The sequence below is a fragment of the Paraburkholderia sp. EB58 genome, from assembly GCF_050436665.1.
GTDB lineage: Bacteria > Pseudomonadota > Gammaproteobacteria > Burkholderiales > Burkholderiaceae > Paraburkholderia.
On sequence record NZ_JBNDMQ010000014.1, the window covers coordinates 72,174 to 97,307 of the forward strand.

The 25,134-nt window shown below is 58.5% G+C and carries 27 protein-coding genes and 1 pseudogene; 16 read left to right on the plus strand and 12 right to left on the minus strand.

The annotated features are described in order from the left end of the window. Window positions 1-113: 113 nt before the first annotated feature. Both P3T40_RS21265 and P3T40_RS21270 read left to right on the plus strand, forming a co-directional pair. Window positions 114-1,037, plus strand: a complete 924-nt coding sequence (locus P3T40_RS21265; protein WP_429269702.1) for an NAD-dependent epimerase/dehydratase family protein — start codon at window positions 114-116, stop codon at window positions 1,035-1,037. Continuing rightward, window positions 1,034-1,384 carry a DoxX family protein gene (locus P3T40_RS21270; protein WP_429269703.1) on the plus strand — a complete coding sequence of 117 codons (351 nt, stop codon included), beginning with the start codon at window positions 1,034-1,036 and terminating at the stop codon, window positions 1,382-1,384. Before P3T40_RS21265 ends, P3T40_RS21270 begins: the two co-directional genes overlap by 4 nt. Window positions 1,385-1,458: 74 nt before the next feature. On the opposite strand, the pseudogene P3T40_RS21275 reads toward P3T40_RS21270, so the two are convergent. Continuing rightward, window positions 1,459-1,752: pseudogene (locus P3T40_RS21275) on the minus strand (cupin domain-containing protein); the annotation flags it as partial. A gap of 116 nt (window positions 1,753-1,868) precedes the next feature. On the opposite strand from P3T40_RS21275, the gene P3T40_RS21280 reads away from it, so the two are divergent. Together P3T40_RS21280 and P3T40_RS21285 are read left to right on the plus strand one after the other, a co-directional pair. Continuing rightward, window positions 1,869-2,603 carry a GlxA family transcriptional regulator gene (locus tag P3T40_RS21280; RefSeq protein WP_429269704.1) on the plus strand — a complete coding sequence of 245 codons (735 nt, stop codon included), beginning with the start codon at window positions 1,869-1,871 and terminating at the stop codon, window positions 2,601-2,603. A gap of 114 nt (window positions 2,604-2,717) precedes the next feature. Next, complete coding sequence (locus tag P3T40_RS21285; protein ID WP_429269705.1) at window positions 2,718-3,104, plus strand: ester cyclase; 387 nt, start codon at window positions 2,718-2,720, stop codon at window positions 3,102-3,104. A 239-nt stretch (window positions 3,105-3,343) separates the two neighbouring features. Here P3T40_RS21285 and P3T40_RS21290 read toward each other — a convergent pair whose 3' ends face one another. Continuing rightward, window positions 3,344-4,534 (minus strand): MFS transporter, encoded by a 1,191-nt coding sequence (locus P3T40_RS21290; protein WP_429269706.1) that lies wholly within the window; start codon window positions 4,532-4,534, stop codon window positions 3,344-3,346. Between the two features lie 165 nt (window positions 4,535-4,699). Between P3T40_RS21290 and P3T40_RS21295 the strand changes: the two genes are divergently transcribed. Continuing rightward, the gene (locus P3T40_RS21295; protein ID WP_429269707.1) at window positions 4,700-5,725 is read left to right on the plus strand and encodes an IS110 family transposase; all 1,026 of its coding nucleotides are present in this window, start codon (window positions 4,700-4,702) and stop codon (window positions 5,723-5,725) included. Between the two features lie 533 nt (window positions 5,726-6,258). Here P3T40_RS21295 and P3T40_RS21300 read toward each other — a convergent pair. Then, entirely contained in the window at window positions 6,259-7,005 is a 747-nt protein-coding gene (locus P3T40_RS21300) for an SDR family oxidoreductase (RefSeq protein WP_429269708.1), read from the minus strand. A 78-nt stretch (window positions 7,006-7,083) separates the two neighbouring features. Next, a complete protein-coding gene (locus P3T40_RS21305) occupies window positions 7,084-7,905 on the minus strand; it encodes an aldo/keto reductase (protein WP_429269709.1) in 822 nt (273 codons plus the stop codon). Between the two features lie 151 nt (window positions 7,906-8,056). On the opposite strand from P3T40_RS21305, the gene P3T40_RS21310 reads away from it, so the two are divergent. Next, complete coding sequence (locus tag P3T40_RS21310) at window positions 8,057-9,019, plus strand: LysR family transcriptional regulator (protein ID WP_429269710.1); 963 nt, start codon at window positions 8,057-8,059, stop codon at window positions 9,017-9,019. Window positions 9,020-9,053: 34 nt separating this feature from the next. On the opposite strand, the gene P3T40_RS21315 is transcribed toward P3T40_RS21310, so the two are convergent. Then, window positions 9,054-9,341: a winged helix-turn-helix domain-containing protein gene (locus P3T40_RS21315; RefSeq protein WP_429269711.1), complete on the minus strand. Its 288-nt coding sequence runs from the start codon at window positions 9,339-9,341 to the stop codon at window positions 9,054-9,056. A gap of 586 nt (window positions 9,342-9,927) precedes the next feature. On the opposite strand from P3T40_RS21315, the gene P3T40_RS21320 reads away from it, so the two are divergent. The 4 genes from P3T40_RS21320 to P3T40_RS21335 all read left to right on the plus strand — a co-directional run bounded on the left by P3T40_RS21320 (window position 9,928) and on the right by P3T40_RS21335 (window position 13,836). Then, complete coding sequence (locus P3T40_RS21320; RefSeq protein ID WP_429269712.1) at window positions 9,928-11,262, plus strand: sodium:solute symporter family protein; 1,335 nt, start codon at window positions 9,928-9,930, stop codon at window positions 11,260-11,262. A 163-nt stretch (window positions 11,263-11,425) separates the two neighbouring features. Further along, a complete protein-coding gene (locus P3T40_RS21325) occupies window positions 11,426-12,118 on the plus strand; it encodes a helix-turn-helix domain-containing protein (protein ID WP_429269713.1) in 693 nt (230 codons plus the stop codon). Between the two features lie 288 nt (window positions 12,119-12,406). Then, window positions 12,407-13,180 carry a c-type cytochrome gene (locus P3T40_RS21330; RefSeq protein WP_429269714.1) on the plus strand — a complete coding sequence of 258 codons (774 nt, stop codon included), beginning with the start codon at window positions 12,407-12,409 and terminating at the stop codon, window positions 13,178-13,180. 131 nt (window positions 13,181-13,311) lie between these two features. Next, entirely contained in the window at window positions 13,312-13,836 is a 525-nt protein-coding gene (locus P3T40_RS21335) for a DUF6622 family protein (protein ID WP_429269715.1), read from the plus strand. A 59-nt stretch (window positions 13,837-13,895) separates the two neighbouring features. Here P3T40_RS21335 and P3T40_RS21340 read toward each other — a convergent pair whose 3' ends face one another. Beyond that, window positions 13,896-14,642 carry a hypothetical protein gene (locus tag P3T40_RS21340; protein ID WP_429269716.1) on the minus strand — a complete coding sequence of 249 codons (747 nt, stop codon included), beginning with the start codon at window positions 14,640-14,642 and terminating at the stop codon, window positions 13,896-13,898. A gap of 387 nt (window positions 14,643-15,029) precedes the next feature. Here P3T40_RS21340 and P3T40_RS21345 point away from each other — a divergent pair, with 387 nt between their 5' ends. Continuing rightward, on the plus strand, window positions 15,030-16,370 hold the full coding sequence (locus tag P3T40_RS21345) for a sensor histidine kinase (protein ID WP_429269717.1): 1,341 nt from the start codon (window positions 15,030-15,032) through the stop codon (window positions 16,368-16,370). Window positions 16,371-16,448: 78 nt separating this feature from the next. Here P3T40_RS21345 and P3T40_RS21350 read toward each other — a convergent pair whose 3' ends face one another. The 6 genes from P3T40_RS21350 to P3T40_RS21375 all read right to left on the minus strand — a co-directional run bounded on the left by P3T40_RS21350 (window position 16,449) and on the right by P3T40_RS21375 (window position 21,254). After that, window positions 16,449-17,573 (minus strand): MFS transporter, encoded by a 1,125-nt coding sequence (locus P3T40_RS21350; RefSeq protein WP_429269718.1) that lies wholly within the window; start codon window positions 17,571-17,573, stop codon window positions 16,449-16,451. 252 nt (window positions 17,574-17,825) lie between these two features. Then, complete coding sequence (locus tag P3T40_RS21355) at window positions 17,826-17,978, minus strand: hypothetical protein (protein ID WP_429269719.1); 153 nt, start codon at window positions 17,976-17,978, stop codon at window positions 17,826-17,828. Between the two features lie 136 nt (window positions 17,979-18,114). Continuing rightward, window positions 18,115-18,261, minus strand: coding sequence for a DUF3563 family protein (locus P3T40_RS21360; protein ID WP_429269720.1), 147 nt, complete (start codon window positions 18,259-18,261; stop codon window positions 18,115-18,117). Between the two features lie 173 nt (window positions 18,262-18,434). After that, entirely contained in the window at window positions 18,435-19,829 is a 1,395-nt protein-coding gene (locus P3T40_RS21365; RefSeq protein ID WP_429269721.1) for a sugar porter family MFS transporter, read from the minus strand. Window positions 19,830-20,095: 266 nt separating this feature from the next. Next, a complete protein-coding gene (locus P3T40_RS21370) occupies window positions 20,096-20,590 on the minus strand; it encodes a GNAT family N-acetyltransferase (RefSeq protein WP_429269722.1) in 495 nt (164 codons plus the stop codon). A 226-nt stretch (window positions 20,591-20,816) separates the two neighbouring features. After that, window positions 20,817-21,254, minus strand: a complete 438-nt coding sequence (locus P3T40_RS21375) for a GFA family protein (RefSeq protein WP_429269723.1) — start codon at window positions 21,252-21,254, stop codon at window positions 20,817-20,819. Between the two features lie 291 nt (window positions 21,255-21,545). Between P3T40_RS21375 and P3T40_RS21380 the strand changes: the two genes are divergently transcribed. The 5 genes from P3T40_RS21380 to P3T40_RS21400 all read left to right on the plus strand — a co-directional run bounded on the left by P3T40_RS21380 (window position 21,546) and on the right by P3T40_RS21400 (window position 25,121). Then, window positions 21,546-22,082 carry a DUF3592 domain-containing protein gene (locus P3T40_RS21380; protein ID WP_429269724.1) on the plus strand — a complete coding sequence of 179 codons (537 nt, stop codon included), beginning with the start codon at window positions 21,546-21,548 and terminating at the stop codon, window positions 22,080-22,082. Between the two features lie 337 nt (window positions 22,083-22,419). Continuing rightward, window positions 22,420-22,791, plus strand: a complete 372-nt coding sequence (locus P3T40_RS21385) for a VOC family protein (protein ID WP_429269725.1) — start codon at window positions 22,420-22,422, stop codon at window positions 22,789-22,791. 13 nt (window positions 22,792-22,804) lie between these two features. Further along, complete coding sequence (locus P3T40_RS21390) at window positions 22,805-23,371, plus strand: GNAT family N-acetyltransferase (RefSeq protein WP_429269726.1); 567 nt, start codon at window positions 22,805-22,807, stop codon at window positions 23,369-23,371. Between the two features lie 43 nt (window positions 23,372-23,414). After that, window positions 23,415-24,131, plus strand: coding sequence for a GNAT family N-acetyltransferase (locus P3T40_RS21395; protein WP_429269727.1), 717 nt, complete (start codon window positions 23,415-23,417; stop codon window positions 24,129-24,131). Between the two features lie 138 nt (window positions 24,132-24,269). Then, window positions 24,270-25,121, plus strand: a complete 852-nt coding sequence (locus tag P3T40_RS21400; protein WP_429269728.1) for an oxidoreductase — start codon at window positions 24,270-24,272, stop codon at window positions 25,119-25,121. The last annotated feature ends 13 nt before the right edge of the window (window positions 25,122-25,134 follow it).

Consider the following 25,134-nt stretch of genomic DNA (forward strand, 5'->3'; position numbering starts at 1 on the left):
TCGTTGAGTCGTTGACAAGACTGATCAGTCTCGTTTAGAGTTATCGAAACGAGACCAGTAAGTCTCGTTTATGTGACTTATCAGCGGTGCAGGCAATCATCGAGGAGAACGCTATGGAACTATTCATTACAGGTGGTACGGGCTTTATCGGGCAAGCGGTCGCGCGCAAGGCAATCAGCCTCGGTCACCAGGTGACGGCGTTGGTGCGCCAGGACAACTCGGCGGGCGCCAGTGCGCTGGCACGTCTCGGAGTGAAACTGCATTCCGGCGATCTGCGTGAGCCACAGTCTTTCGCTGCGACTGCCGGTGCCGCTGATGGCGTGGTGCACATGGCGTCGACCAACGATGCTTCCGCCGCCGCTGTTGATGAGGCCGCGGCAGAGGCGATGCTTTCGCGTTTGCATCCGGGCGCGGCGTTTGTCTATACGTCGGGCACCTGGGTCTACGGCAATACAGAGGGGGAGCCCGCGACTGAAGCATCGGCGCTGAACCCGACACCACTTGTCGCCTGGCGGCCCGCAGTGGAACAACGTGTGCCGGCGCTGGCAGCAAGCCGCTCGATTGCCGCAGTGATCCTCCGGCCGGCGATGGTGCATGGATATGGCGGCGGCGTTTTCGGCATGCTTGCCGGCATGGTCCGTCAGACCGGCAGTGTGAGGATCGTCGGCGATGGTCGCAACCACTGGCCTGCCGTGCACGTCGATGATCTCGCCACGGCATATCTGAGCGCGGTGGAGCGGGCGGCAAGCGGGGACGCTCGAGTCACGGGACAGATCTTCAACGTGGTCACGGAAGATGCCGTTGCCGTTGCCGAAATAGGTGCAGCGATTCGGGCCTCGGTCGGCGCCGATCGCGTCGAATTTTGGCCGCTCGACGATGCTCGCAAATCGCTTGGGCCATTTGCTGACGCACTGGCGCTCGACCAGACGGTAAGCGGCCAGCATGCCCGGCGAGTTCTTGCCTGGGAACCCCACGGCCCCGGCCTGATTGCGGACCTCTCTGTACAGAAGCACTACCAGCCAAGCAACGGAGCATGACGATGGCGTTAAGCACTGCATCTTTCGAATCGATTCTCGCGATGATCGTAGCGGTTCTGTTCGCGGTTGCTGGGGTGGTCAATCTTTCAGGACTAGGCGCGGTGAAGCGCGACTTCGCACGCTGGGGTTACCCGGCATGGTTTCGGTTGCTCTGTGGCGTTCTCGAACTGCTCAGTGCGGCACTTCTTCCTGGACAACAAACCAGAGTTTTAGGCCTAACGCTGGCCGGTGCGATCATGATTGGCGCGCTCTTCACGTTGCTACGAAATCGGGAGCCGTTCCGGCATCTCGCCCCGGCGCTGATCTTCTCGACTCTCATTGTGGCTACTGTGGCGGTCCGCGGTTGAGGCTTCCTCGCCATCATGCGAATGAGCCCGGGATGCTAACAGGCCGCGCGGGCAATCTGTGCTGCAGGTATTTGAAAGCTTTCGCCTTCGCGATAGACGCGCGCGGGCTCATCGTTCACTTGCGACTCGATCGCGCCCGAGACGACGTAACCGTAGATAAACGCCGATCTGGCGTCCACGTGCGGTGGCGAGGCCCCGCCCGGCGCATAGTCGACAACGACCGCGACGAGCGACTTGCCGGGGATGTTCTCTATCGCGTGGTTAAAATTCGGTGTAACTGTTTCCCCAGTGCCTTGCGCGATAGCCGGCGATGAGGCAATGAATGCAATGGCGGCGCAGGCTGCACCAATCAAAGATCGTGTATTCATAACGATGTAGGTCGTTCGGGTAACTAAGTTTTAGACAGGCGGATCGTGGCCAATCAGACCGGCTCGGTCTCACGCCTGGTCGTCGCGCTGTGCTGTGTGCACGACAGGTGGATGCGATGATGCGCGGCTTCGGCGAGCAGGAAAGCGATCGCAATCAGCGCGGCCGCGACGAGACTCAGGTATTGCCCGCCGATCGACTGGAGCACTGCACCGCCAAGCACGCCGGAGCAGGCGAGTCCGATGTATGCCGCGGTATTGTTGAGCGCAATCTGCAGCGCAGTTTTCCCACGATAGCCGTCGAAGAGGACCAGATTTTCATCGTCGGTGGACCGATCTGGACCTCGGCGGGTATGACAGCCACGATCGACATGGCGCTGGCCATGATCGAGAAGGATCATGGCCAGGACGTTTCACGCGCTGTGGCCCGCAAGCTTGTCGTTCACCATCGCCGCGCCGGCGGGCAATCGCAGTTCTCCACCTTGCTTGACCTCGAGCCCAAGTCCGACCGGATCCAGAAGGCGATCGACTATGCGAACGCCAATCTGCGTAATGCGCTGACCGTCGAGGAATTGGCCGACGTAGCGGGCCTGAGCCCACGTCAGTTCAGTCGCGCTTTCAGTGCTGAAACGGCGCAATCTCCCGCCAAAGCCGTCGAGCATTTGCGCGTGGAAGCCGCGAGGCTGTTGTTGGAAAAGGGGCGTTTATCTTTGGACGTGATCGCGGACGAAGTCGGCTTCTCGGATCGGGAGCGAATGAGGCGGGCGTTCCTGCGGACGATTGGGCAACCGCCTCAGGCGGTCCGGCGCTTCGGCAGGGAAACCCGTGGGCCGATCGGACACGGTCAAGAATGACCCGTACTGGCCTGCGCGCGATAAGCTTTGGCGAAGCGACGCCCGAGGGGCAGTGCACGCAGCGCCAGATGGTCGCTAATCAACTGATCTATTGAAGCATGGAGACCGATTGCGATGGACGAAATCAATCTCTCGGAAGTCTACCGAGGCTATATCGCCTGCCTGAACAAGCAGGATTGGTCAAAGCTGGGAGTATTTGTTGGCGACGACGTGAAATACAACGGCCAACGGATCGGCTTGTCCGGCTATCGTGAGATGCTCGAGAGAGACTTCCGCGAAATCCCGGACCTACGCTTCGAGATTCAGATCCTCGTTTGCGAGCCGCCGCATATTGCGAGCCGATTGCATTTTGACTGTACGCCGATCGGTACGTTTCTCGGGCTTCACGTGCAAGGAAAACGGGTCGCGTTCGCTGAGAACGTCTTCTATGAGTTTCGTAGCGACAGGATTCAGCAAGTCTGGTCGGTCATCGATAAGGCTGCGATTGAGAGACAGTTGTAGCGGGACATGGATGCGGGTTCCGGCAGTCCCGGCCGACTCCGGACAGACATCGGCCAAGAGTAGCCGCTGATGAGGCAAGCGCTAGTCGAAAAAAAGCCGACCCTCCTGCGGATAGCGCCTTTTCGGCAAGTGCTCGACCCAATCCGCTGCTCACTCCGCTAATGAACCAAGCGCGCATGTTGATGCTCCTTATATGAACTAGCACGAACCAAAGTGTTTCTGCGCTGATGAGGGTGCTGTCACGGTTGCTGCGCCGGTAGTGGCCGCTGCAGCCACCCCCCGTCCACACAAAGCAGTAAAAGCGAGACGAGCACTGCGCCGGCAGCGGCCATGAACGCACCGGGAATGCCGTAGATCTGGGCGATAGCGCCTGCTCCTGGGCCGCCGACGGCGAGCCCGACGTCGAAGCATGCGAGGTAAGCGCCGATCGCAAGCCCGCGGCTTTGTCCGGAAACCCGCTTCATCGCTTCGACACCGAACGACGGAAAAACGAGTGAATATCCAAGGCCCGTGATACACGCGCCCGCCAGTGCGATGGTTGGCCCGGACGCCAGCGAGATCGCGCCCAGCCCCACCGCTTCCGCGAGCAGCGAAAACAGCCCCGTGCGATAGCCTCCCCATCGGTCAGGCAATCCGCCAAACAATACGCGCATTGCGATATACGCGCCTCCGAACGTGGTCAGCGCAATGCCCGCGTGCGGCCAGGATTCGCTGGCGTAACGCAGCGACAGAAACGCGCCCACTGTGCCGACGCCGCACGATGCCAGCGCCAAGCCAAGCCCCGGCGCCCAGATGACGCGCAGCATCCGAACGAACGACTCGCGCCTCGCCAACGCCTCAACTGGATCGGCCTTCCAGCGGCTCAAAATGATCAATCCGCCAAGGGGCGCCAGTGCCGCGCATGCTGCGACCGCATGAAACCCCTCTGCGTGATAGATCGCCAGTCCAGCCGGTGCCCCTAGAGCGAGAGCCGCGTACATCGCAATGCCGCACCAGGCCATGGCCTGCCCCGCATAACGGGAGCCGACGCGCGCGATGCTCCAAGCCGTGAGCGCGGTAATGAACAGGCTCTCGGCCAGACCGAGCACGAGACGCGCCGCGCAGAGAAGCACGACGCTAATCATCGGATGCCCGGTGAAGGCGCTGGATACGAGATAAAGCCATCCCGTCATCGATGCACAGAACAACCCCAGCATCGCAGTCGGTTTCGGCCCTCTGGTGTCCGAAAGCCGCCCGGAAAATTGGCGCGTCAGCAACGTTGCGAGCGACTGGAGGCCGACGACGATTCCCACGGCAGCCGTACTGAAGTGCAGCACGCCCGGGACATAGAGGGAGAAGGTTGGCAATGGAAGACCCACCGCCAGAAATCCGAGGAAGATGACAACCGAAAAGGAGATGAGTTGCCAAGCCACGTTCTTTTGCTCTTCCATTGCACAAGCCCCTGAAGATTATCTGATCAGTCGTAGACGCTGGAAGACCTTTAGAGAATAGAAGGGACTTCCCCGTCCCGAGGCTGCGGCGGAAGCCGCGAGTCGGCATCGACGTGCCATGATGAAGTTTCGAACGTTCATCAACACCAGCGAGAGGGGGAGTCCATGCCTATTGTCACTATCGGAATCGATCTTGCCAAGAATGTATTAGCCATTCATGGTGTAGATGAAGCAGGTAAAGCGATGCTGATCAAGCCGCGTGTGCCGCGCGATCAGCTGGTGACATTGATCGCGCAGTTGCCAGCGTGCCTCATCGGCATGGAAGCGTGCTCCGGCGCACATCACTGGGCACGCGTGTTCCAGCAACACGGCCATACAGTCAAGCTCATGGCACCCAACCTTGTGGCGCCTTATCGCATGTCCGGCAAGCGCGGCAAGAACGACGCGGCGGATGCTGCTGCGATCTGCGAAGCGGTGACGCGTCCGAGCATGCGTTTCGTGCCGCTGAAGGACGAACATCAGCAGGCGACGCTTTGCCTGCATCGAACACGACAAGGTTTCGTGGAAGAACGGACCGCGACCTATAACCGGTTGCGAGGCCTGCTCTCGGAATTCGGCGTGGTGCTGCCACAGAGCCCGGAGAAGTTGCGCAGGCACATCACAGAACATCTGGACACGTTGCCTGGCTGGGCGAAGCACAGTATCAGCGATCTGCTTGATCATGCTGGCAATATTGAGGATCGCCTGATTGAATACGATCGCGCGATCGCCGGGATCGCGCGTGAGGATGCGCGTAGCAGGCGGCTGATGCAGCTGCGCGGCATCGGCCCAACCACGGCAAGTGCGTTGCTCGCCAGTATCGGTGCCGGGCACGACTTCAGAAACGGCCGACAGGTGGCTGCATGGATCGGACTGACGCCGGGTCAGTACAGCAGTGGCGGTAAGGCACGGCTGGGCAGCATTACGAAGGCAGGCGACGCCTATCTGCGCGGGCTGCTGGTCAACGGCGCCCGCGCCGTTATTGCCAGTCTTGGCGAGAAACAGGATCGCTTCAGCCGGTGGGTCCGAACCCTGATCGAGCGCCGGGGCTACTGGCGGGCCGCCATCGCGATCGCCGCAAAGAACGCGAGATTGGCGTGGGCCTCGCTGAAATATGGCGATGACTTCAAGCTCGAACCAGTGGCAGACTAACTTCGATCCGAGCCTGTCGATCAGCTTGCAACGAGACGCGAGCGCAGACGTCATGAGCACATAGAAACGATCACTTTGCACTGCCAGCGGTGATGTGAAGCGGGTTGGACCCGCGCGGGGCGTACCTGACTAACACGGCGGGGATATCCATTCCCGGCTAGAGAATGAGGCCTCTGCGCGCGTTTTTCATCAGGGTCCGGGCCATTGGCCCAACATGCCCGGTTGTAGAACCGCAGTCCTTCACCTTCTCACATATACCGGCGCGGCATTGCCGCATGTATCACAGCGAACTTCGATTGAGCTTGTGCTCAACGGGGAGCCCTTGTAGCGTGTTAGGCACTTTGCGTAATCGGTACGGCATGAACGAGCATGAGCATGGTAGACGGCGACCCGCCAACTCTAGATGTCAACCACGCTTACGCGTAGTCATTTCAGACATCGGTTTCGTTTCGGCGCCGCAGCGGACTGCTGAGTGCGATGCTGATGAAGGCCTTCGTGGACGACGACGCGCGATTGAGGCGCGTGGTCGTCCATCAAACCAGCACGTGGCCTCCGTCGACAATAATGACCTGGCCCGTGCTAAAACCCTGTTGCATCAAGTAAAGATACGTTTGAGCAATGTCGCTTGCCTCTCCGACCCTTCCTACGGGCAATTTTTCGGCGAATTGATCAAAAAGACCCTTGCGGTCAGCTTCACTCATCATGTTGTCCCACAAGGCCGTGCGCACGACGCCGGGCGCTACGGCATTGACACGCAGCGGCGCAAGCTCCACCGCCAAGGTGCGAGTCAGTGATTCGATCGCGCCAAGGATGCTGGACGGGATCGTCCAGGCAGGTATCGGGCGCGACGACGCCACTCCGCTCGTAAGGGTGATAGAGCCACGCGCGCGAATCAGGGAAGCCCCGTATTTAACGGCCTTGAGCGCGCCCCAGTAGCGCACTTCGAAAGCTCGCTGCGCCGCGTCGATGCTGAGATCGGCAAGGTTTTGCAGGAGCAGTGTTTCACCGGCAGTGTAGACGAGGTGGTCGAATGCGTCGACGCGCGCGAAAAATGCCCTCACTTGTGCTTCGTCGGTCAAGTCGAGCGCCTCTCCGCGCGTGCCTTGAGGCAGTCGGTCCAGCGCAGCCGCTACGCGTTCAGGGTTGCTTGATGCGATGATGACCTCGGCTCCGGCTCGCGCCGCAGCTTCGGCCACAGCAAAGCCAATTCCTGATGTACCGCCCGCTACGACGATCCGGCTTTGCCGGAGAGTGATGCTGGAAAGCTGATTGTTTCCCATGTTCGAAGTTTCCTAAGAAAGAAAGGCCACACGAGAGACGAAGGTCCGTGGTAGCCGGTAACCAGAATGCTTGCAGAGTTAGGCGTCCCATGCCGGCGCAAACGGTGGAGTGACGAAACGGTGGTTCTTCGGCAATGCCGCAATAGCGTGGCGGTCTTGATCGTCGAGTTTCACCGTGAGCGCGTCGAGATTGGATTTCTGACTTTCACGGCGTTGAGCCTTGGGAATAACGGCCACGCCGTCCTGTTCCAGAAGCCACGCAAGTGCAACCTGGGCAGCGGTCACGCCATGCTTGACGCCGATTCCCTGAAGTACGGGGTCGCTTGCAGCCCGGCCTTGTGCAAGCGGGGCATAGGCGACGAGCGGAATGTCCTTCTCGCGCAAGTAGTTCAGCATTTTCGACTGGTCCAGGAACGCGTGGTATTCAATCTGGTGGCAGGCAATGGGCGCGCCGATTTCCTCGATGGCTGTTCGCAGCATCGTCATGTTGAAATTGCACACACCGATTGAGCGAACTGTGCCGTTCTGCAGAAAGCCCTGCATTGTCTCCATGACTGCGCCGAGGTCCATGTCACGCGACGGCCAATGCACCATGTACAGGTCAACATAGTCGACACCAAGCTTTGCGAGGCTCGCGTCCAGTGCGCGACGAAGGGACTCGGGCTTGAGGTTCTCGTGCCATACCTTGGTCGTCAGATGCAGTTGCTTTCGTGCGAGGCCCGAAGCAGCAATTGCGGCGCCGACGGCTTCCTCGTTTTGATACATCTCGGCGGTGTCGATGTGTCGATAGCCGAGCTCCAGTGCACTTTCAACTACCGGTTGGCAATCCCCACCGGGCATACGGAATGTGCCAAATCCGAGGCGCGGCAGTTCGATACCCTGTGTCTTCAAAACTTCCATTGATATTCTCCCAAGCTGGTTCAGGTCCGCAGCGCAAGCCGCCGCAGCGTTCAGGGGGACAATCTCTCATTTTTTGATTGTTGAATAAAGTACGTGCCGTTCAAATCACTCGTGACTAAACTATCTGAATGAGATGAACCTCGGAGAGGGCATGACGTTTGATGGTCGGCTGTTTTCTGGCATCACCGTACTCGCCGCAGTCGCGGAGAGTGGCAGTTTCGTGCGCGCAGCAGACGCTCTCGGATTGTCGCCATCGGGCGTTAGCCGTGCTGTTTCCCGCCTCGAAAAACGGGTAGGCGTGCGGCTGCTTGACCGCACGACGCGCTCGCAGACAATGACCGACGAAGGGAGGCGTCTGTATGAATCGGTTGTTCCGCATCTGACCGGCATCGAGGAGGCGGCTTCAGCGGCGTCAGGTTCAGCGAACGTCGTGCAGGGAAAGCTTCGAGTTAACGTCGACCCGTTCTTTTCAAGGACTGTGCTGGCGTCACGATTGCCAGATTTTTTGGCTCACCATCCTGACCTTTCGCTCGAACTCATCATGCGCGACGACGTCGGCGACCTGGTGGCAGATGGATTTGACCTTGCGGTGCGCTTTGGCCCGCCACCAATGGGAACATTGGTGGCGCGAAAGCTGCTCGAGACGCGCATCGTCACGGTCGCGTCGCCGCGGTATGTGGCTGAGCACGGAAAGCCAGCCAATCCGGAGGACGTGAGGAAACATCAGCGAATCATGTTTTATAACCCAGTGACGGCAAAACCCTTCGAGTGGGAGTTCCATCGGGGTAAGAAGGTCACGGAGATACCCGCAGAGGGCCGCCTCCTCGTGTCGGATGTCGAAACCATGCTCGGTGCGTGTATCGCCGGCGCTGGTATCGCCCAGGTAATGGAGATTGGCGTCGAGCAGGTAATGCGTGACGGCTTGCTCGTGGATATCTTCCCGGACTGGTCCGACGAAAGATTTCCGCTGTACGCGCTCTTTCCGTCCCGGCGCCATCGAGCCGCGAAAGTCGAGGCGTTCATCAAATTCTGCCTCGAGTCATTGTCGGCAGCCACTCCCGTTACGCCTCGTCAGATGAGCCTCCGGGGGGAACGGCGGCAGCGTAAAAGATAAGGCGCGCGCTCCATGGCGACCATGGCAATTGATATCAAAACCGTGTACAGAGTAACTCGTAATGTCGCAAGCTTCTCGAGAGGAAAGTACCTCGTCCAACGCTGCGAGCTATTAGGCCCTCGCGCTCGATGGCGGCGAGGGCCTTCCGCACACCGCTGCGGGGGACCTTGAATTCCACCGCGAGGTCGCGCTCTGTCGGCAAACGCCCTTCGGGAAAAAAGGTGCCGGCTGAAATCCGCTGCGACAACTCCGCCGCGACAGCTTCAAAATCTTCCATGTCACACCTCGGTCGAGCTCTTTGTTCTCCGCTGGATAAAGCCATTTTATGTCAAATGTAGGATTCCTATATCATTGATATCGAATGATCAACTGTGACCGAACTTGGTCCAACTACGACCGGCTCAGTTCGACCCATTGCTGGCATTGGACATGACTATCGATCATTCGCAGGCATGCCGGTTCGTCAGCAAGAAGGCGACCGAGGTTGGATATCCGGGCTGTGGACCTGGGCGTTTCCGTACCGCAGATCGCGAATCCTATCAAGTTCTCGCGGACAGCGATTGATTACCTTCGTCCGCCGCCAATGCTGGGTGAACACACTGCCGAGATTCTGGCATCGGTCGGGTTGACGAAGGAAGGCCTGGAGCAACTGCAGGCGTCTGGAGTAGTTCACGGTTGCGACCGATATCCTGTGGATGCTGGTTAGGGCGATAGTGATCCATGGGCAGGTCCCCGTAAAGATGCGAGATAGGCAGCGGGCTTATTGATCATGTGCCAGTTGCCGCTGAACAGCGAAAAAATGCGGAAAATATCGCATCTCGCTGGTCTGGGAAGGCTTCTGACAGTATCAACCCAAATTCGTCGAAAGCCTACATAACGCTCGCCATACTGATATGCAGGAGACAATCATGCGTAAATTTGATATGGCCGGCACATCTATAATAGTAGGAGTGCTTATCTTATATCTGGCTGGAACACAGTTCCTAACGGTGCGCTTGAGAAGCAAGAATGCGGGAGACTTTATGGTCGCGGCACGGTCCATGCCGGCGATCGTGGTTGGGGTGCTCATGATGTCGGCCGCCATTGGTTTCCCGCTGTTCGGCGTGTTCCTCGCGAGGAAGCTTTACAGCTCTGGTGAGATTACGATTTCGGGAGCGATCGCCAGTAAATATGGGCGCTCCACGCAGGTGACCGTTTCGCTGATCATGATTTATGCGCTTCTGCTGGTGAACGTCGGCTACTACGTCAGCGGGGCCGCAGCTATCTCGGGCGTGTTGCACATCTCGCTTCCTGTGGCGGAGGTGATCGTCGCCATAGTGAGCACCTTCTATTGCGCAATAGGCGGCATGAAAAGTATGGCGTATGTGTCTGTCATGCATACGACAATAAAATACGTTGGCGTTTTCGTCGTTCTCGCAGTGGCGCTGAGCATGACGCATGGGGTGAAACCGATGCTCATGCAGATGCCCCATGACTATTTCACGTGGGACGGGAAGATCGGCGTGGCGACGATCGGGGCGTGGACCATTGCCAACGTGGGCGCGATATTCTCGACGCAGTACATCATTCAGGCGGTGTCTTCACTGAAGCGACCCGAAAGTGTCAGGCGCTCAGCATATATGGCGGCAATCCTTTGCGTTCCTATCGGCATCGCGCTGGGCCTGATAGGGGTTGCCGCCAGATTTCTTTTCCCGGGACTTGGCAGTCTGTATGCATTCCCGATATTTTTGGCCCACATGAGCCCGGTGCTGGCCGGGATCGTCACGACCTCCCTGGCAGCGTCCGTTTTCGTAGGAGTGAGCAGCGTGGGACTGGCGATTTCCTCCTTGATCGTGCGCGACTTCTATGTTCCCGCCAGACATACCACACCGGAGGCGGAGTTCAGAATGTCGCGGCTGCTGTCTATCCCGGTCGGCTTTGTGCCCCTGATCTTTGTCGTTTTCTTCCCGGAGGTATTGCATTTGTCATTTTTCACCCGGGCGCTACGATTGTCGATTTCGGTTGTCGCTGTGATCGCATTTTATTTGCCGTTCTTCGGCAGCAACCGCGGAGCGACGTGGGGACTATGTGCCGCAGTGGTATCAACCACGGTCTGGTACATGTTGGGGGACCCCTACGGAATCGACAATATTTACATTGCTTTGGTAGCGCCCATGGCAGTTATGCTGATTGAGCGCCTGGTTCCGAATCGGGGTCGTGTGAAACAGGAGAAGCCAGTATCAAAGAGTGCGCTTCGAGGTTAGTGCGCCCAGGACAAAGACACGGATGTGCGGGGCGCTTGCTGCCGATCGCGACGCCGCGAGGACCTGGCAGTATAGGCCACTTGCATGAGGCATAACCCGGGCCGTGCAGCGTCATTCGCCCGCACTGTCGTTCGGACATTCAGGCGTCGGTTGGACCCAGGACGTGGGCATTCAATTCGCAATGCTGAACGTTGCTTCATCGGCCATAGTCGCCGTTCTAATGGCCAGTGATCTAAACGACATGCTCGATACTTTGATGTCGATTCGACATTCGCCTGATTCAAGCCAGCTTGAGGCATTGAATCACGAATACCTGGAAAAGGTCGTGCTAGAGCGCACTCTCCGGATCCTTTCCAACTCAACCGCCAGATCCTCTCAGATGCCGTTGGGTAGTGCGTATCGAATCACCCAAGCGGCGCAAGCTTTGATTGAAAGCAGCCCCGAAGAGCCGTTGACGGTAATGACTTTGTGTCAGGATCTGGGAGTCAGCCGTGCCTCGCTTCAGCGCTGCTTCTTGCAGATTCATGGTGTCGCGCCGCTTGCATACTTGAGGATGCGACGGCTCAATTGCGCGCGGCGCGCCCTGAAAGCGGCGCGCGGCACAAACGCCACGGTGACGGCCATCGCTATGCACTGGGAGTTCTTTCATTTTGCTCGCGATTCGCGCAAGATTATTTGCGCCAATTTGGAGAACTTCCCTCCACGACACTCGGCAGGTTGGGCAGCACGAAGTCCGCGCCTGGCCGATCCCGTCTGCAAAGTTAGCGCCGACGGGATCGGTACGAGGTTCCCTGGCCGAACGTTCACAGTCTATCGTCTGCAAGTAGACTACATCCGAGTGTCCGCGTGGGTGTAGTGTCTATCTGTCGTTTCGAACTGTCATCCGGTCGCGCAGCCTGCCGAGATTCTTGAGTTCTATCGCAACCGCACTGAAATCGGTGGCTTCGAGCTGAAAATCGCCGGCGCGCTCAAGGTTGGCAAGACGCTCCGTGGGCCAGCAGCGTCCGGAATGGGTCGATAAACGGCGAGGAAAGCGCGTTCCGGTTCTTCGCGACTTTTGTGCTCGTGCTGATTTTCGTGAGTCAATACAATGACGATATCGCTGAATAGGATCGCGCTGGTTTGGGCTATCTCGCTCTCCTTCATGGCTTCCCCCGTCATGGCCGCGGACCTGCTGCTCGATACGGGCACGCCCACCACGCTTACGACCGAAGACTTGCTCGCTATGCCCGCTGCCGCGACGATCCAGGTTCCTGAGGACGTCACCTACCGTCGCACGATGACATACCGCGCCGTGCCATTGCGTGCGCTGCCCGGCGTGCGAGGCTTGTCCGCCGATGCCGACCTGCAGATTACCGCAACCGATGGCTTTGTCACCAACCTGCCTGCTGCGCTCGTGCGCGACGGCAACGGCCATGGCGCGGTGCCTTGGCTCGCGATCGAACCGCGTGACCAGCCCTGGCCGAAGACGGCGACGGGAACGGACATTGGCCCCTTCTATCTCGTCTGGATTGATCCGGCCGCGTCGGGCGTGGTGAGCGAACAGTGGCCTTACCAGATCGATGCCATCCGCGTGGTGGCGTCGCGCGCGGCGAAGTGGCCGCAGCTCGCCGTGGATGAGCGCGTGCCGTCGAACTCGCCCATCCGCCGCGGGCAGATGCTCTTCGCCACACAGTGCATGGTTTGTCATCGCATGGACGGGGCGGGAGACGCAGAGATCGGACCGGATCTCAACCGTCCGCATAATCCGACCGAGTACTTCCAGCCGTGGGCGTTGAAGGCGTATATCCGCGATCCGAAATCGATCCGTGCGTGGTCCGGCATGAGGATGCCGGGCTTCGACAAGACCCGCATCAACGATAGCGACCTCGACGCGATCATCGCTTATCTGGGTTACATGGCGCAGAGGCGCAAGTAGGGCACACGGGTGGTTCAAGCTGCGATATTTGCATCATTCTCAGCTAATTCTGCGCTGGCAAGATTCCTGACATTCGGTAGTTCCAATGTGAGTCGCGTCTCGCGAAATCGTCAGGCCAGAAGGAGGTCATCATGTCAGCGGCAGCAATCATTCACGGCACACCAATCTGGGTGTGGGTGCTACTCGTCGTCCTCCTGTCGCGGGGGTTCAATGCACTGAACAGCAGGACGGTGCCGCTCTCCAGGCTCGCCATCGTGCCGCTCATCTTTGCAGGCTGGGGCATTGCGCATCTGGTTTCGAATCCGCTGGTCGGTTGGTCCGACGTCATCGCATGGATGACAGGCTCACTCGTTGGCATCGCGGCCGGCCTTTTCATAGCGACACGGACTCGTTTCATTGTCGATCCGATTGCGAAAACCGTTATGGTGCCGGGTTCGGCGTTGCCGTTGGTCCTGATCATTGCCATATTCGCCAGCAAATTCTGGCTCGGGTTCCAGATGGCCACTGTGACCGACATATCGTCGCTTGGAATGTATATGTTGATCAGTGCGGCTGTGTCCGGAGTCGTCGCAGGCGTGTTCGGCGGCCGCTTTATCACCTACTGGCGAGCGATGAGCGCGCGCCGGGTGATACAGGCTTATTCACAAGGCGCTTAGGCAATTCAGGAGAGTCGGTACGTCACGTCGGGCAGATTGAGCGCGCAATCAGCGGACAATCATCTCGTGCCGTCAAACACGACAACGTCCGAGCGATCCTGCTTCGGCAATGCAATCAGCAGACGGCTTTCCTGGAGCAACGCGTGCCCCGTGACCGTGGCGTTCGGCACTGCACAAGGCGCAGCGTTGAACGTGAGGGATGCCTTGTAGGCATTGACACCACTATCGGGTGAAACCCTGCCGCGAAACTCGCAACCAGTCGACGTGCTGCCCGCCAGCAGTCCGTCACGCGCGATCAGCATTTGCGCGGCCCCGTTGCCTTGCAACGAGCTCATGCGCCCGCTGTACTCACCCGCGATCGCCCCGAGCCCCGAACTTTGTCCCAAAGACGGTTCGGGGGACGCGGAGAAAGTCATGGGCGTGGCCCCCTGGTTGGACGCGACGACCGTGCCGCTCACATTGGGCGATCGCGAGAAATCGATCTGCACCTGGACCGGCGATGCTGCCGCGTTCGGCGCAAAACTGTACTGGGTGCCGGACCTGCCGTTGAATTGGCCGTTGTCCGTCTGCTGGCCGTTCGTCACGACAATGACACCGGCCACCGGCTTTTGATAGAAAAGGTAGGCTGACCCGTCGTAGAGCGAGAGCAGCGTGACGGGTGCTCGCGTCGAGAACGCGCCGCTATAGACGCCGGCGGAAGAGACGAGCAGGTTGGTGGCCGACTGGGCCTGCAAAGGCGGTGGGCTCCCCATGCTGCAAGCACCGAGAATCAAGCTACAACTGACACTCATCAGTATTTTTTTCATGACCGCACCTTGGCATCCGGGATACAACGAAGATTGGCTAACAAAGTCAGGAGTATGCATTAATTCACACCCTGTGCTCGCACGACGTTGATCCAGTTGGCAGTGCCGCCTCAATCGAGGTCTGATCTTGCGTGCAAGCGGTGCCTCCTCAACCGCCGAGTCTATTCGCTGCGCTCGCTAATTTTGCCCTAATTTTCGTGACGTACGCTGAGGCACGTTGGGTCAAATCCTGGTCCGAAGCCGGAATCCAGTACCGCAAACAGCGGATACAAAGGACCGGGCGAACTGGCATTGCGGGTCGTCGCACCGATCGTCATTACCTGTTGATCATCGGAGGCGACTGAATGGGAAGGGTCGGGTCGGCTGGCATATTTCGGAGCCCGCGGCATGAAATCGTTGAAGAGCCGGATTATCGGAACATTGGTCGTGCTGTTCGCAGTCGTCGGCGCCGCCGATGCCTGCGCGTCGTACTGGCTTTCGATGACGCATATCGATCAACTGCTCGACGAGCATCTGCAGGGCGCAGCGGTCTGGCTCTCGGTCGGCAAGGTGGGCACGCTCGGCACGAACGGTCCGCCACAGCATTCGATCGACGGGTTCATCGGGCAAGTATGGAAACAGGGGCTTGCCACGCCGACCGACAATACCGACACGGAAGTGATCTTCAACCGCAATGCACCGAGCGGCTACTCAGTCGAGCGGATAAATGGTCATCGTTATCGCCTCTACACGCTGAGAAAAGACTCGGACGATCTGACTTATCAGGTCGGCCAGCCTATCGCGTTTCGCGAACAGACCGCAGGGCGCGCAGCGCTCGAAAGTCTGGTGCCGACGTTTTTCCTGATACTGCTCGTATGGATCGCGATCCCGCTGGTCGTCAATGCCGCATTCGCTTCGCTGGAACGCGCGAGTGCGGATGCGGAAGCGGTCGGCATTAGCCGCCTGACGCCGCTCGACATATCGCACGCGCCCGAAGAGGTGAGGCCGTTCGCCGATTCGATCAACCGGATGATTACGCGCTTGCAGATCGGCATCGACGGAGAAAAGCGCTTCATTGCCGATGCGGCGCACGAACTGCGCACGCCGATCGCCGCTTTGCAGCTGCGTATCGACAACCTGCAAAATGCGCCCGATGCGACTGCGCGCGACGAGCGGTTACGCGAACTGCGCGAGGCGATCGTCCGCACGGCGACGATGATCCGGCAGCTTCTCGAACTCGCGCGCGCCGATGTGCAGCATGTTCCCGGTGCGGCCGTCGATGCGGTCGACGTACGCGAGATGGTTCAGACGCTCGTTGCCGATCTGCTGCCGGTTGCCGACGCGCGCTCGATCGATCTGGGCGTCAAGCGTTTCGAAGCCGCGCACGTGAATGCGAACACAGGAGAGCTGCGCATGGCGGTGCGCAATCTGGTTGAGAACGCGCTGCGATACACGCCCGCCGACGGTTGTGTGGATATCGATGTATTCGAGGATGCAGCGGGCGCAATCGTACGTGTGACCGACACGGGACCGGGCATTCCGGAGGAGGCGCTCGGCCGCGTGTTCGACCGCTTCTTCCGGTTGAATTCCGAAACGGTCGAAGGCAGTGGGCTGGGTTTGTCAATCGTAAAGTCAGTGGTCGCCAAACACGGTGGTTCGGTTTCGCTGGAGAATCGGCGCGACGGTCAAAGCGGCCTGATCGCGTCGCTCGTTTTGCCGGCGCGCGTGTCAGCCATCATTGAGGGTTGATTGCGCGGAAACCACCGCCGGATGTGAAAATACGCTGCGAATAGAAGCGTTAAACGGTTTGTATAACGAACGAAACGATTACACCACGCCACGTGCATCGTGCTGGCGTTGCTCACGCCCCGAAGCAAATCGAATCAGGCATAAGGCCGTCGCAACGACGCCACACACAATCAACGTTCCGCCAAGCGCTTGAGCCCACGCGGTCACCAACATCCCGGCACCGATCATCAGGTAGTACATCAATCCGAACAACGCGCCAGCGGTGCCCAACTTGTCCTGGTAAGCGACAAGCGCGTGACCGAGCACATTGGGAATCGCCAGACCAAACGCGACCACAACCAGCAACATGGGTACGAGGAACCACGCGCTGTTCTGCAGAGAAGCCACGCCCAGCGCGCTTCCCAGCATCAATACGCTCGCCATCCGGAGCATGTTTTCGCCTTTACTGCCAGCCTTGAGCCGCCGTCGATTGAACCACGCACCAAGCGATGATCCTAGCGCCAATAATGCTCCGCTGTATCCGTACACATCAGCACCAAGATGGAGTCGTTGGAAGACGAAGGGGCCGAGATCGTAATAGCTGTAAAGCGCGACATTGAATACAGCGACCAGCAGGGCGGAACGCCAGATGAGCGAATCGCGAAGCATGAGCTTCAACGTAGCTGAAAGCGGCTCAGCCATCCGATGCGATGGGCGCGTTTCGGGCAGCGCGGCCACGGTCCAGACAAACAGCACAGAGGACATGATGAATAAAGCGGTCACCACGCCTTTGTAGCCGAAGGTCTCTACCAGCGCCGCGCCCGCGAACAGCCCGATGGCCGGGCTGGCGGCGAGGACCATGCCAACCATCGAAAAAATCCTGACCAGTTCAGCTCCGGCATACCGGTCGCGGAGCACTGTCTGCGTAACAACCGAGCCGACGGCCGCGCCGAAGGCAGCAACGGCCTGGGAGATCAGTAATCCATCGAACGTAGTGACGGCGAAAGCGGCGCAACAGGCCGCTGTGTAGATGGATAATCCGCACAAAATTGCTGGCTTTCGGCCAATACGGTCGCACGCGCGTCCCCAAACGAATACGCCGAAAGCGAAGGCCACGAAGTACACCGTCAAAGCCTGGCTGGCCGCTTCTGGAGGAACCGAAAACGCCCGTGCGAAATCGGCCAGCGCTGGACTGAATAGCGTTTGGGCCATTTGCGGGAACATCAACAGCGCGACGGATAATGGGAGCAGACCTCTCGTTTGCATGACCCTGTCCTCGTGAAGAAAAGACGCTATGGTCAAGCATTCTTGCGAGTCCGGTCACAGGCTTTTGGACAGGTAATGTGTGAAATAGGACAATTGCTCGCATGCCATACCTTGACGCGACCGACATGTTTGACCCCGGCTCCTATGAGGCCGAGGTCATTGGACTTGCCACGTCGGGTCTCAGCAAAACCAGGCAGGTATGAAACGCACTCAGCCACGGAACCAGACGATGTTCGCTCCGAATTTGCGAAGACGCCGGTCCTCACGTATCCGGGCTTCATACGAATAGTCGCTGTCGAGAGGCAGATTTGGCTCGTCAAAGTCAGGTGCCAGTTGGTGAAGCAGTGCGAAGATGTAGCTCATGTGAATCTCCATGAAATTAGCGGATGCTTTGCCTGGCAGTGATTGAGCGACGCGTGCCGAATGGTGACAACGCTGCGCCGCGGGAACGCGGATGGAATGAGAGCGGGTCATCCACCACGTTGTCGATCTTCTTCGTTTACAAGGGATATCCGTTGTTTTCCAACCGGCGCATGCGGCGTTCAATCTCGCCCAGATCTGAAGATCCGGCAAGATAGTCTTCCCGACGGCGCTGTTCAGAGCGATCAAGCCACTGGCCCAGTTTTTCAAGAATGTACGCAAACATGATGTTCTCCGGTATCTCGAGTGTGGTTTTCCGCGGATCGGCGAGGGCGTCGTCGCGGCAGCATCGACGGGCTCCGGGGCGTTGGCTTCACGCTGTGTGTCGCTGGTGGAAGCAGCGGGGCTCGTCGATGGATTGAATCGTATAGGTCGAAAATGAGCGGAAAATGAGGCACTCTAGACTTTTGCGCCCAGTTCCCGCAGCCGCTGACCTGCCATCAGGTTTCGCTCGATGTGCTCCAGCGAGACTCCGCGAGTCTCGGGTACGAAGAGGTAAACGACACAGGCAAATATGATATTCAGCAATGCGTAAAGAATGAAAGTGTGGGACTCACCGATGCTGGAAAGGAGGCTGAGGAACGTCGCGGCCACGATCATATTTGCAGCCCAGTTGACGAAAGTCGATATCGCGATCCCAAAGTCACGGCCTTGCATCGGCTGGATCTCCGAACAGAGGATCCACACAAGCGGCCCGGCAGACATCGCGAAACCTGCAATGAAAACGAGAAGCATGGAAACCGCAAGCACCTGCGAAGCGCCTCCTGCAATGCCGGCATGCAGCAACCAGCCAAGCGTTCCCATCCCCATGGCCATCGTGGCGCAGCCCACATACAGAATGGGCTTACGGCCCCAGCGGTCCACCAATGCAATGGCCCCGAAGGTTGCGAGGACATTGACGAGACCCACGATTACCGTGCACCAGAGCTGCTGTTCGTGCGTTGCAAAACCAGCCAGGCCAAAGATGCGAGGCGCGTAGTACATCACGACATTAATGCCCGTGAGCTGCTGCAAAATCTGGAGAGTCGCGCCAAGCACGATCGAGCGACGAAAGTTCGTGCTGGTGCGAAACAGCTTCCAGCCCTGAGCCGGTTGCGCAAGCTGCGCGTTGATTTCGCGAACCTCGACGTCGACTTCTTCTGCGGACCCGAGCAGGCGCGTCAATACGGTCCGCGCCTCTTTCTCGCCTTTTCGCTGCAACAGCCAGCGCGGGCTGTCCGGCAGTGCCAGCACGCCAAGCAGGAACAGTACGGCGGGGATCGCAATCACCCCGAGCATCCAACGCCAGCTACCGATGTAACTCAGCCCAATATTGGAAAGAAAAGCGCCCAGGATACCTACGGTGATCATAAGCTGATAGGCGGAGATCATTGCACCACGTACCTGCCTCGGCGCAATTTCCGAAAGATAGAGCGGCGCCGTAAATGACGCTACACCCACCGCGAGACCGAGGAGCAGTCGCGCGCCGATGAGGCTCTCTGGGCTCCCGGCGAGCGCGGACCAGACGGAGCCCGCGACAAACATGACGGCAGCTAGCCCCAGTGAATAGCGACGACCCATCCGCCACGACAACCAACCAGCCCCCACGGCGCCGAATGCGGCGCCGACCATCATCGAGCTGACAATCCATTCCTGAAGCGTGTCGCTAAGCGCGTACTCCTTGGCGATAAAGGGTAGCGCGCCTGAGATTACGCCGATGTCCAGACCAAACAGCAGTCCGGCCAGCGCGGCCATCACGCAGACAAATAACCCGTATCGTCGGGAGGAAGGGGCATTCAAAGTGGTCGCGTTCATTGCGTCTCCTAAGACTTGAGCGGGAATATTTGCGGGGCGTAGCCAACCGAATGGCTGCGCATCGCGTTGACCGCATCATGCTGGAGAAAAATGAGGTAGAGATGAGCAGGCTCGGATACCGTCACCCTAGCCGTGGATTCCACAGGCGCGACTGACCCATGCGACGGCAGAAGTCGAGATTCGTCGCTGCGTCAACATCTTTCGCCGACGCCGACGAAGTCAGCAGCGGCAGTCGTTGGCCGACCATTTTAAGCCGATCGAGCTCGCTATCCGATTGGACGTTGCATGACGATGAGGTCCCCGGTAAATCGCGGACTGCTCGCGCGTCGAATCTCCTCAAAGCCCTCACGCTGCCAGAACGCGTATGCGCGAGGATTGGTTGAAACGACTGCAAGTTGCGCAGCGCGATAGCCCCAGTCGCCCGCCATCTCAATCAACAGCTTTAAAGCGGCCTTTCCAAAACCTCGACCCTGATCCGCTTCGGTGAGGAGCATCAGGCCAATCCATATGCAGTCGTCAGTTGGATACGAACGAATCACGTCTGCGCAGCCGATCATGTCCCGTCCGGCAAAGAATCCGAAGACTGATTTTTGTGCTGCATCCGTGCCCGCTGGCTTGCCGAAGAAGAAATCGGTGACATCTTCTGTGGAGGGCGAACGGCCTTCAACGAGTTCCGTGTACGAAGGTGCTTCAATAAAGACGCGCAAGACATTTGCGCAGTCGCTAGCAGATTCGCTGATAAGTGGGAGCGCTGTGAGCATCGGGTACTCGTGCGAAATGAGAAATTCGATTCTAAGCTGGTTAATCGGGCAATCGTGCATTGCACCGTGACCGCCAACGCCCGCCTGGAGGAAAGTTGAGTGGCTCTTCAGGGCCGGGTAGCGCTGGTGGCGGTCAGGCAGAGATCGGCCAACAAGAGATGGTCGATGCGAGCATCCAAATCGTCGACAATGCCACTCGGGTCGCTAAGAGGACTGCTGTCGCTGGCTAATCCATGTGCTCGATACCCGGGGGCATTTCAACCCAGGAGTGCATGCGTTCTTCATACACGGAGAAGTTCGGTGCGGGAAATGTCGGGTCTGCGAATGCGCCGACGGTGATGATGATGCTGTCTTCACGTTCCTCATTGGTGTAGTACACCGTGGCACCGCATGTGGGGCAGAAATTGAACGTGCTCTTGCTTCCGCCGTCACCAACCCGAACGAATGTGTTTGAGGGACCGGAAATGGTCACCGTCCCTGCGGGAAATCGTGCCTGTGCAGCGAACACGCTACCGGTTCTGCGTTGGCAATCCAGGCAGTGGCAAACGGAGACGCCAACCGGGGCAGCCGACGTCGTGGCTGTGAGTCGGCCACAAGCGCAACTGGCGGTTCGGTTCGTTTCGATCATCCTATTCGCGCTCCCTAAACTTGGTGTTGTACACATCTAGTGTCAATGCTTCGGCGTAACCCGGTATAAGAACCTCGGTCTCGGTCGCGTGCGGGTACCTACCGAGATGCGCGTTATCTTACCTTTTCAAAAAATCGATTTTGCGTTATGAATGCCCGCTTCCTGAAAAGCTTAAAGGCCGTTGTGGGGCGCGTTATGCCAGTCGCATGAGACGCTGTTTGGCTACTCCGGGACATTCGACGACCGGCACAAAATCGGTGACAATCCAGTGCTGTCCCTTGATCATGCCCCGCCCTGCAAAACCGAACCCGGACAAAGGAATTGCCAGTGAATAACTCACAGACTAGTGAGCGGAGAGTGACGGCTCGGCCGGGAATCAAGGGAGCTTTTCTGCAAACTCTTCTCATAGCGGCAGGTGGCGTGTGGCTGGGGTACGGAGTATTTGACGGCTGGCACTGGCAAAACGTCGAGAAAAATTGGGCATCTACTGACGGGACCATAGAAGCTGCATATGTTCACGAGGCTATGGGGCGCCACATTAATTGGGAGACCGGTTGGACCTACTCGTATTCAGTAAATGGGCGAAAATACGAGGCAAAAAGCACTGCTCTGAGCAATGCTTATTTCGTTCATATGTTCGGATCCGGATCGCAAGCGGAAGGTGATGAATACACGCGGCCAGTGGGAAGTACCGTATCCGTCTACTACGACCCCCTCGAGCCGCAACGTTCCGTGCTGGACCTTGCGACAGATAGTTCTCTGGAGTGGCTCACCTTGAGCCTGGCGGGGTTGTGTATGGCCCCCGCGATTTACGGCGCGTTTGCGCTTCTCAAAGTACTCAGAAACCGCCAGTATGGTGCTTGAGTCCGTCCTCAGTCGTTTTCGTTTTCGCCAGAGTAGCGCCGGCTCTTGGAGCTCGTCGCCGCGCCCGACCAGTAAATCAACGGCTGCTTTCTGGCTGCACGAAGGGCCGTTCAGGGTCGACGAAGTCGGGTTGAGCAGAAACGATATCTGGAACGGTGGCCCCGAGCTACGGTCATCGTTTAGGAAAGCCGTGCGCCGTCATTAGGATCGGCACCGACAGAGGTCACCCAGTATAGGTGGTCAGTCGACATCGATGCCTGGATCGTTAACAATCGACACTACATAGCAATGGTTTCGGTTGCCTCACGCCGGTCGTAAAACACATTCGGAGAATCCAATGTCCGTCTCAATGACGAGGTTGATACTGTATGTCCGCGATGTTGCACTGCTAAAGTCGTTTTATCAGACGCACTTTGACCTTGCCGTTACGGAAGAGATTGAAGGTGAATGGGTGGTGCTAAAGGCGGGTGAGATCGAGATTGCGCTGCACCGTGTCGGCGAACCCTACCGGGACCGACTACCAGAAGCCAATACTTCAAATTCCAAGATTGTTTTCTCGGTGCAATCGGGATTGCCGGCGTTGCGCGAGAAACTTGTAAGCGCTGGGGTGCCGATGTGTGATCTGAAGCGCTATGACGGCTTTGCCCAAATAATGTGTGACGGGGAGGATCCAGAAGGGAACGTATTCCAACTTTCGCAAGCGGACTAGACCTAAGAAGAAAATGGAAAACACAACCCTCGTTGTTGCAACCGACCGCTGTTTGCTCAGACCTGCTACACCTCACGATTACGACCCACTGGTTGCGGGGATCGGAGCGCCCGAGTTCCCTCCCGAACTCCCACTGGCCAATTTGCAACGGCAAGGCAAGCTGAAGTCCTGGTTGGATTCGATCCTCGCGATGTCGTTAGACGGGAGAGCTTGCGTGTTTTCGATTGACCTTCGGACAGGCGAGCGTTGCATTGGCCAAGTATCGCTCGTTCAAAGAGATCAATCGGCAAGCTGGAATCTGGCGTTCTGGTTGCATCCTTCGTATTGGGGCGGAGGCTTGGCCGTGGAAACGGCCGCGGCTACTGTCCGATATGCTTTCACCGTCATGGCGGTTCAGGAGGTCTGGGCAGGCGCTGCAGTTTGGAATCAACGTAGCATCAAGACACTGCTCAAGCTCGGGTTGCTCCCAATCGATGCAGGTAAAACATTAAACAGTGACTCCGACTCATCTGACGCTACCCGCACCTTTTCGGTATCGCGCGATTGCTGGTTGCGCACATCGAGTGGCGACTCGGCTTGAGTCCCATTCCGCGAAATCCGGTCGGCAACTAGCCAGCGCATGAATGACCGCGACCGGGATTGTTGAATGTCTCGTCGGGGTAGTCATACGACGATCGCACGAGGAACGAGACTGCCCGGCCACAAGCGCCCGGTCGACAAGGCTGGCTGAATCGCCGACAATTCAGGGCATCCGTATCCTGTCGACGTCCTCCACGATATTGACCTTTCCAAATTTACCTACCTCGTTTGAAACGGACCGCCTGATCATCAGATGCCCTCGGTCTGGTGACGGTGCAGAGCTATTCGAGGCGACCGTCGACGCATTGGCGGAACTGAGGCGGTTCCCGGCGTCCATGCCATGGGCGCTCGAAACACCATCAATCGATACGTCCGAGTCGTTTTGCCTCGCGGGGTCCGCAAATTTTCAAGCAGGAAAGGACTTTCCGTTTCTATTCATCGATAAGACGTCGCGCACCGTTGTGGGCTGCGGCGGCCTGCACCGGCCGAGATGGGCTGTTCCAGTTTTTGAACTCGGTTTTTGGGGAAGGTCGTCGCTTGTGGGGCGGGGGTTGTTCAGTGAAGCCGCCGTTGCCTTGATCAACTATGCTTTTTCCAATTTCGGCGCGAAGCGGGTCGAGGCGATCTGCGACGATTCGAACACAAGGAGCATTCGACTGTGCGAACGCATTGGGATGGAACTGGAAGGCGTGTTACGGCAGGAACGGCGCGCTCCGGACGGTAGTTTGCGAAACACGCGAATCTATTCAAAACTAGCTTGAACCGGCATCACGAGAAACTTTGCGCCGGCCCCACCAACTTTCCAGTGTTGCGATATTCTCCAAGCTCATTCTCCGCTGACCGATACGCGCCCCGATTCGCGGTGTGGCCCATCGAGTCAGCCCTCACCGAGGACTACCATGCCGATCGACTCTTCCGTTTCTCCCGTCTGGTTCATTACTGGCTGTTCGACCGGGTTCGGTCGGGAAATTGCACAGGCTGTACTCGCGCGTGGCTGGCGTGCTGTCGTCACTGCGCGCGATCCTGGTGCTGTCGCCGACCTGGCGAGCGCGCACCCCGAACACGCACTGTCACTCAAACTTGATGTGACCTCGCCCGAGGCCGTGGTCGCAGCCGTAGCGCAGGCGAAGGCTGCGTTTGGCCGCATCGACGTGCTGGTCAACAATGCAGGGTACGGTTATCTGTCGGCTATTGAAGAAGGTGAAGATGACGAAGTACGCGCCATGTTCGAGGTCAATTTCTATGGCGCGGTCAGCACGATCAAAGCCGTGTTGCCTTTGATGCGCGAGCAGCGAGCGGGGCATATCGTCAATATCACCTCCGTTGGGGGCTTGGTGGGTAATCCGGGCAGCGGTTATTACGCCGCAACCAAGTTCGCGCTAGAGGGTCTTGGAGAAGCACTCGCGCGTGAGACTGCCGAGTTGGGCATCAAGGTGACAACGGTCGAACCAGGGCCGTTCCGGACGGACTGGGCGGGTCGATCACTCAAGCAGACGCGCCGGTCGATCGACGCCTACGCATCCATCGCTGGCAAGCGCCGCGCGCAGGTGGCGGCGGATAGCGGGCGGCAACCCGGAGATCCGGCACGCGCCGCACAGGCGATCATCGCCGCCGTCGAAGCAGAGGTGCCGCCGTCGAATCTCGTATTGGGCAAACCCGGGCTGGAAGCAGTCCGAACGAAGCTGGGCAGGCTTCAGAACGATTTGAATAACTGGGAGGCGACGACACTCGGCGCGGATTTTCCTGACTGATATCGCGCCCGGG

Coding starts and splice junctions, on each gene's coding strand:
- P3T40_RS21265 (WP_429269702.1), top strand. CDS start 114: ATGGAACTATTCATTACAGGTGGTACGGGCTTTATCGGGCAAGCGGTC.
- P3T40_RS21270 (WP_429269703.1), top strand. CDS start 1,034: ATGACGATGGCGTTAAGCACTGCATCTTTCGAATCGATTCTCGCGATG.
- P3T40_RS21280 (WP_429269704.1), top strand. CDS start 1,869: ATGATGCGCGGCTTCGGCGAGCAGGAAAGCGATCGCAATCAGCGCGGC.
- P3T40_RS21285 (WP_429269705.1), top strand. CDS start 2,718: ATGGACGAAATCAATCTCTCGGAAGTCTACCGAGGCTATATCGCCTGC.
- P3T40_RS21290 (WP_429269706.1), bottom strand. CDS start 4,534: ATGGAAGAGCAAAAGAACGTGGCTTGGCAACTCATCTCCTTTTCGGTT.
- P3T40_RS21295 (WP_429269707.1), top strand. CDS start 4,700: ATGCCTATTGTCACTATCGGAATCGATCTTGCCAAGAATGTATTAGCC.
- P3T40_RS21300 (WP_429269708.1), bottom strand. CDS start 7,005: ATGGGAAACAATCAGCTTTCCAGCATCACTCTCCGGCAAAGCCGGATC.
- P3T40_RS21305 (WP_429269709.1), bottom strand. CDS start 7,905: ATGGAAGTTTTGAAGACACAGGGTATCGAACTGCCGCGCCTCGGATTT.
- P3T40_RS21310 (WP_429269710.1), top strand. CDS start 8,057: ATGACGTTTGATGGTCGGCTGTTTTCTGGCATCACCGTACTCGCCGCA.
- P3T40_RS21315 (WP_429269711.1), bottom strand. CDS start 9,341: ATGGCTTTATCCAGCGGAGAACAAAGAGCTCGACCGAGGTGTGACATG.
- P3T40_RS21320 (WP_429269712.1), top strand. CDS start 9,928: ATGCGTAAATTTGATATGGCCGGCACATCTATAATAGTAGGAGTGCTT.
- P3T40_RS21330 (WP_429269714.1), top strand. CDS start 12,407: ATGGCTTCCCCCGTCATGGCCGCGGACCTGCTGCTCGATACGGGCACG.
- P3T40_RS21335 (WP_429269715.1), top strand. CDS start 13,312: ATGTCAGCGGCAGCAATCATTCACGGCACACCAATCTGGGTGTGGGTG.
- P3T40_RS21340 (WP_429269716.1), bottom strand. CDS start 14,642: ATGAAAAAAATACTGATGAGTGTCAGTTGTAGCTTGATTCTCGGTGCT.
- P3T40_RS21345 (WP_429269717.1), top strand. CDS start 15,030: ATGAAATCGTTGAAGAGCCGGATTATCGGAACATTGGTCGTGCTGTTC.
- P3T40_RS21350 (WP_429269718.1), bottom strand. CDS start 17,573: ATGTTCCCGCAAATGGCCCAAACGCTATTCAGTCCAGCGCTGGCCGAT.
- P3T40_RS21355 (WP_429269719.1), bottom strand. CDS start 17,978: ATGAGCTACATCTTCGCACTGCTTCACCAACTGGCACCTGACTTTGAC.
- P3T40_RS21360 (WP_429269720.1), bottom strand. CDS start 18,261: ATGTTTGCGTACATTCTTGAAAAACTGGGCCAGTGGCTTGATCGCTCT.
- P3T40_RS21365 (WP_429269721.1), bottom strand. CDS start 19,829: ATGAACGCGACCACTTTGAATGCCCCTTCCTCCCGACGATACGGGTTA.
- P3T40_RS21370 (WP_429269722.1), bottom strand. CDS start 20,590: ATGCTCACAGCGCTCCCACTTATCAGCGAATCTGCTAGCGACTGCGCA.
- P3T40_RS21375 (WP_429269723.1), bottom strand. CDS start 21,254: ATGTGTACAACACCAAGTTTAGGGAGCGCGAATAGGATGATCGAAACG.
- P3T40_RS21385 (WP_429269725.1), top strand. CDS start 22,420: ATGTCCGTCTCAATGACGAGGTTGATACTGTATGTCCGCGATGTTGCA.
- P3T40_RS21390 (WP_429269726.1), top strand. CDS start 22,805: ATGGAAAACACAACCCTCGTTGTTGCAACCGACCGCTGTTTGCTCAGA.
- P3T40_RS21395 (WP_429269727.1), top strand. CDS start 23,415: ATGACCGCGACCGGGATTGTTGAATGTCTCGTCGGGGTAGTCATACGA.
- P3T40_RS21400 (WP_429269728.1), top strand. CDS start 24,270: ATGCCGATCGACTCTTCCGTTTCTCCCGTCTGGTTCATTACTGGCTGT.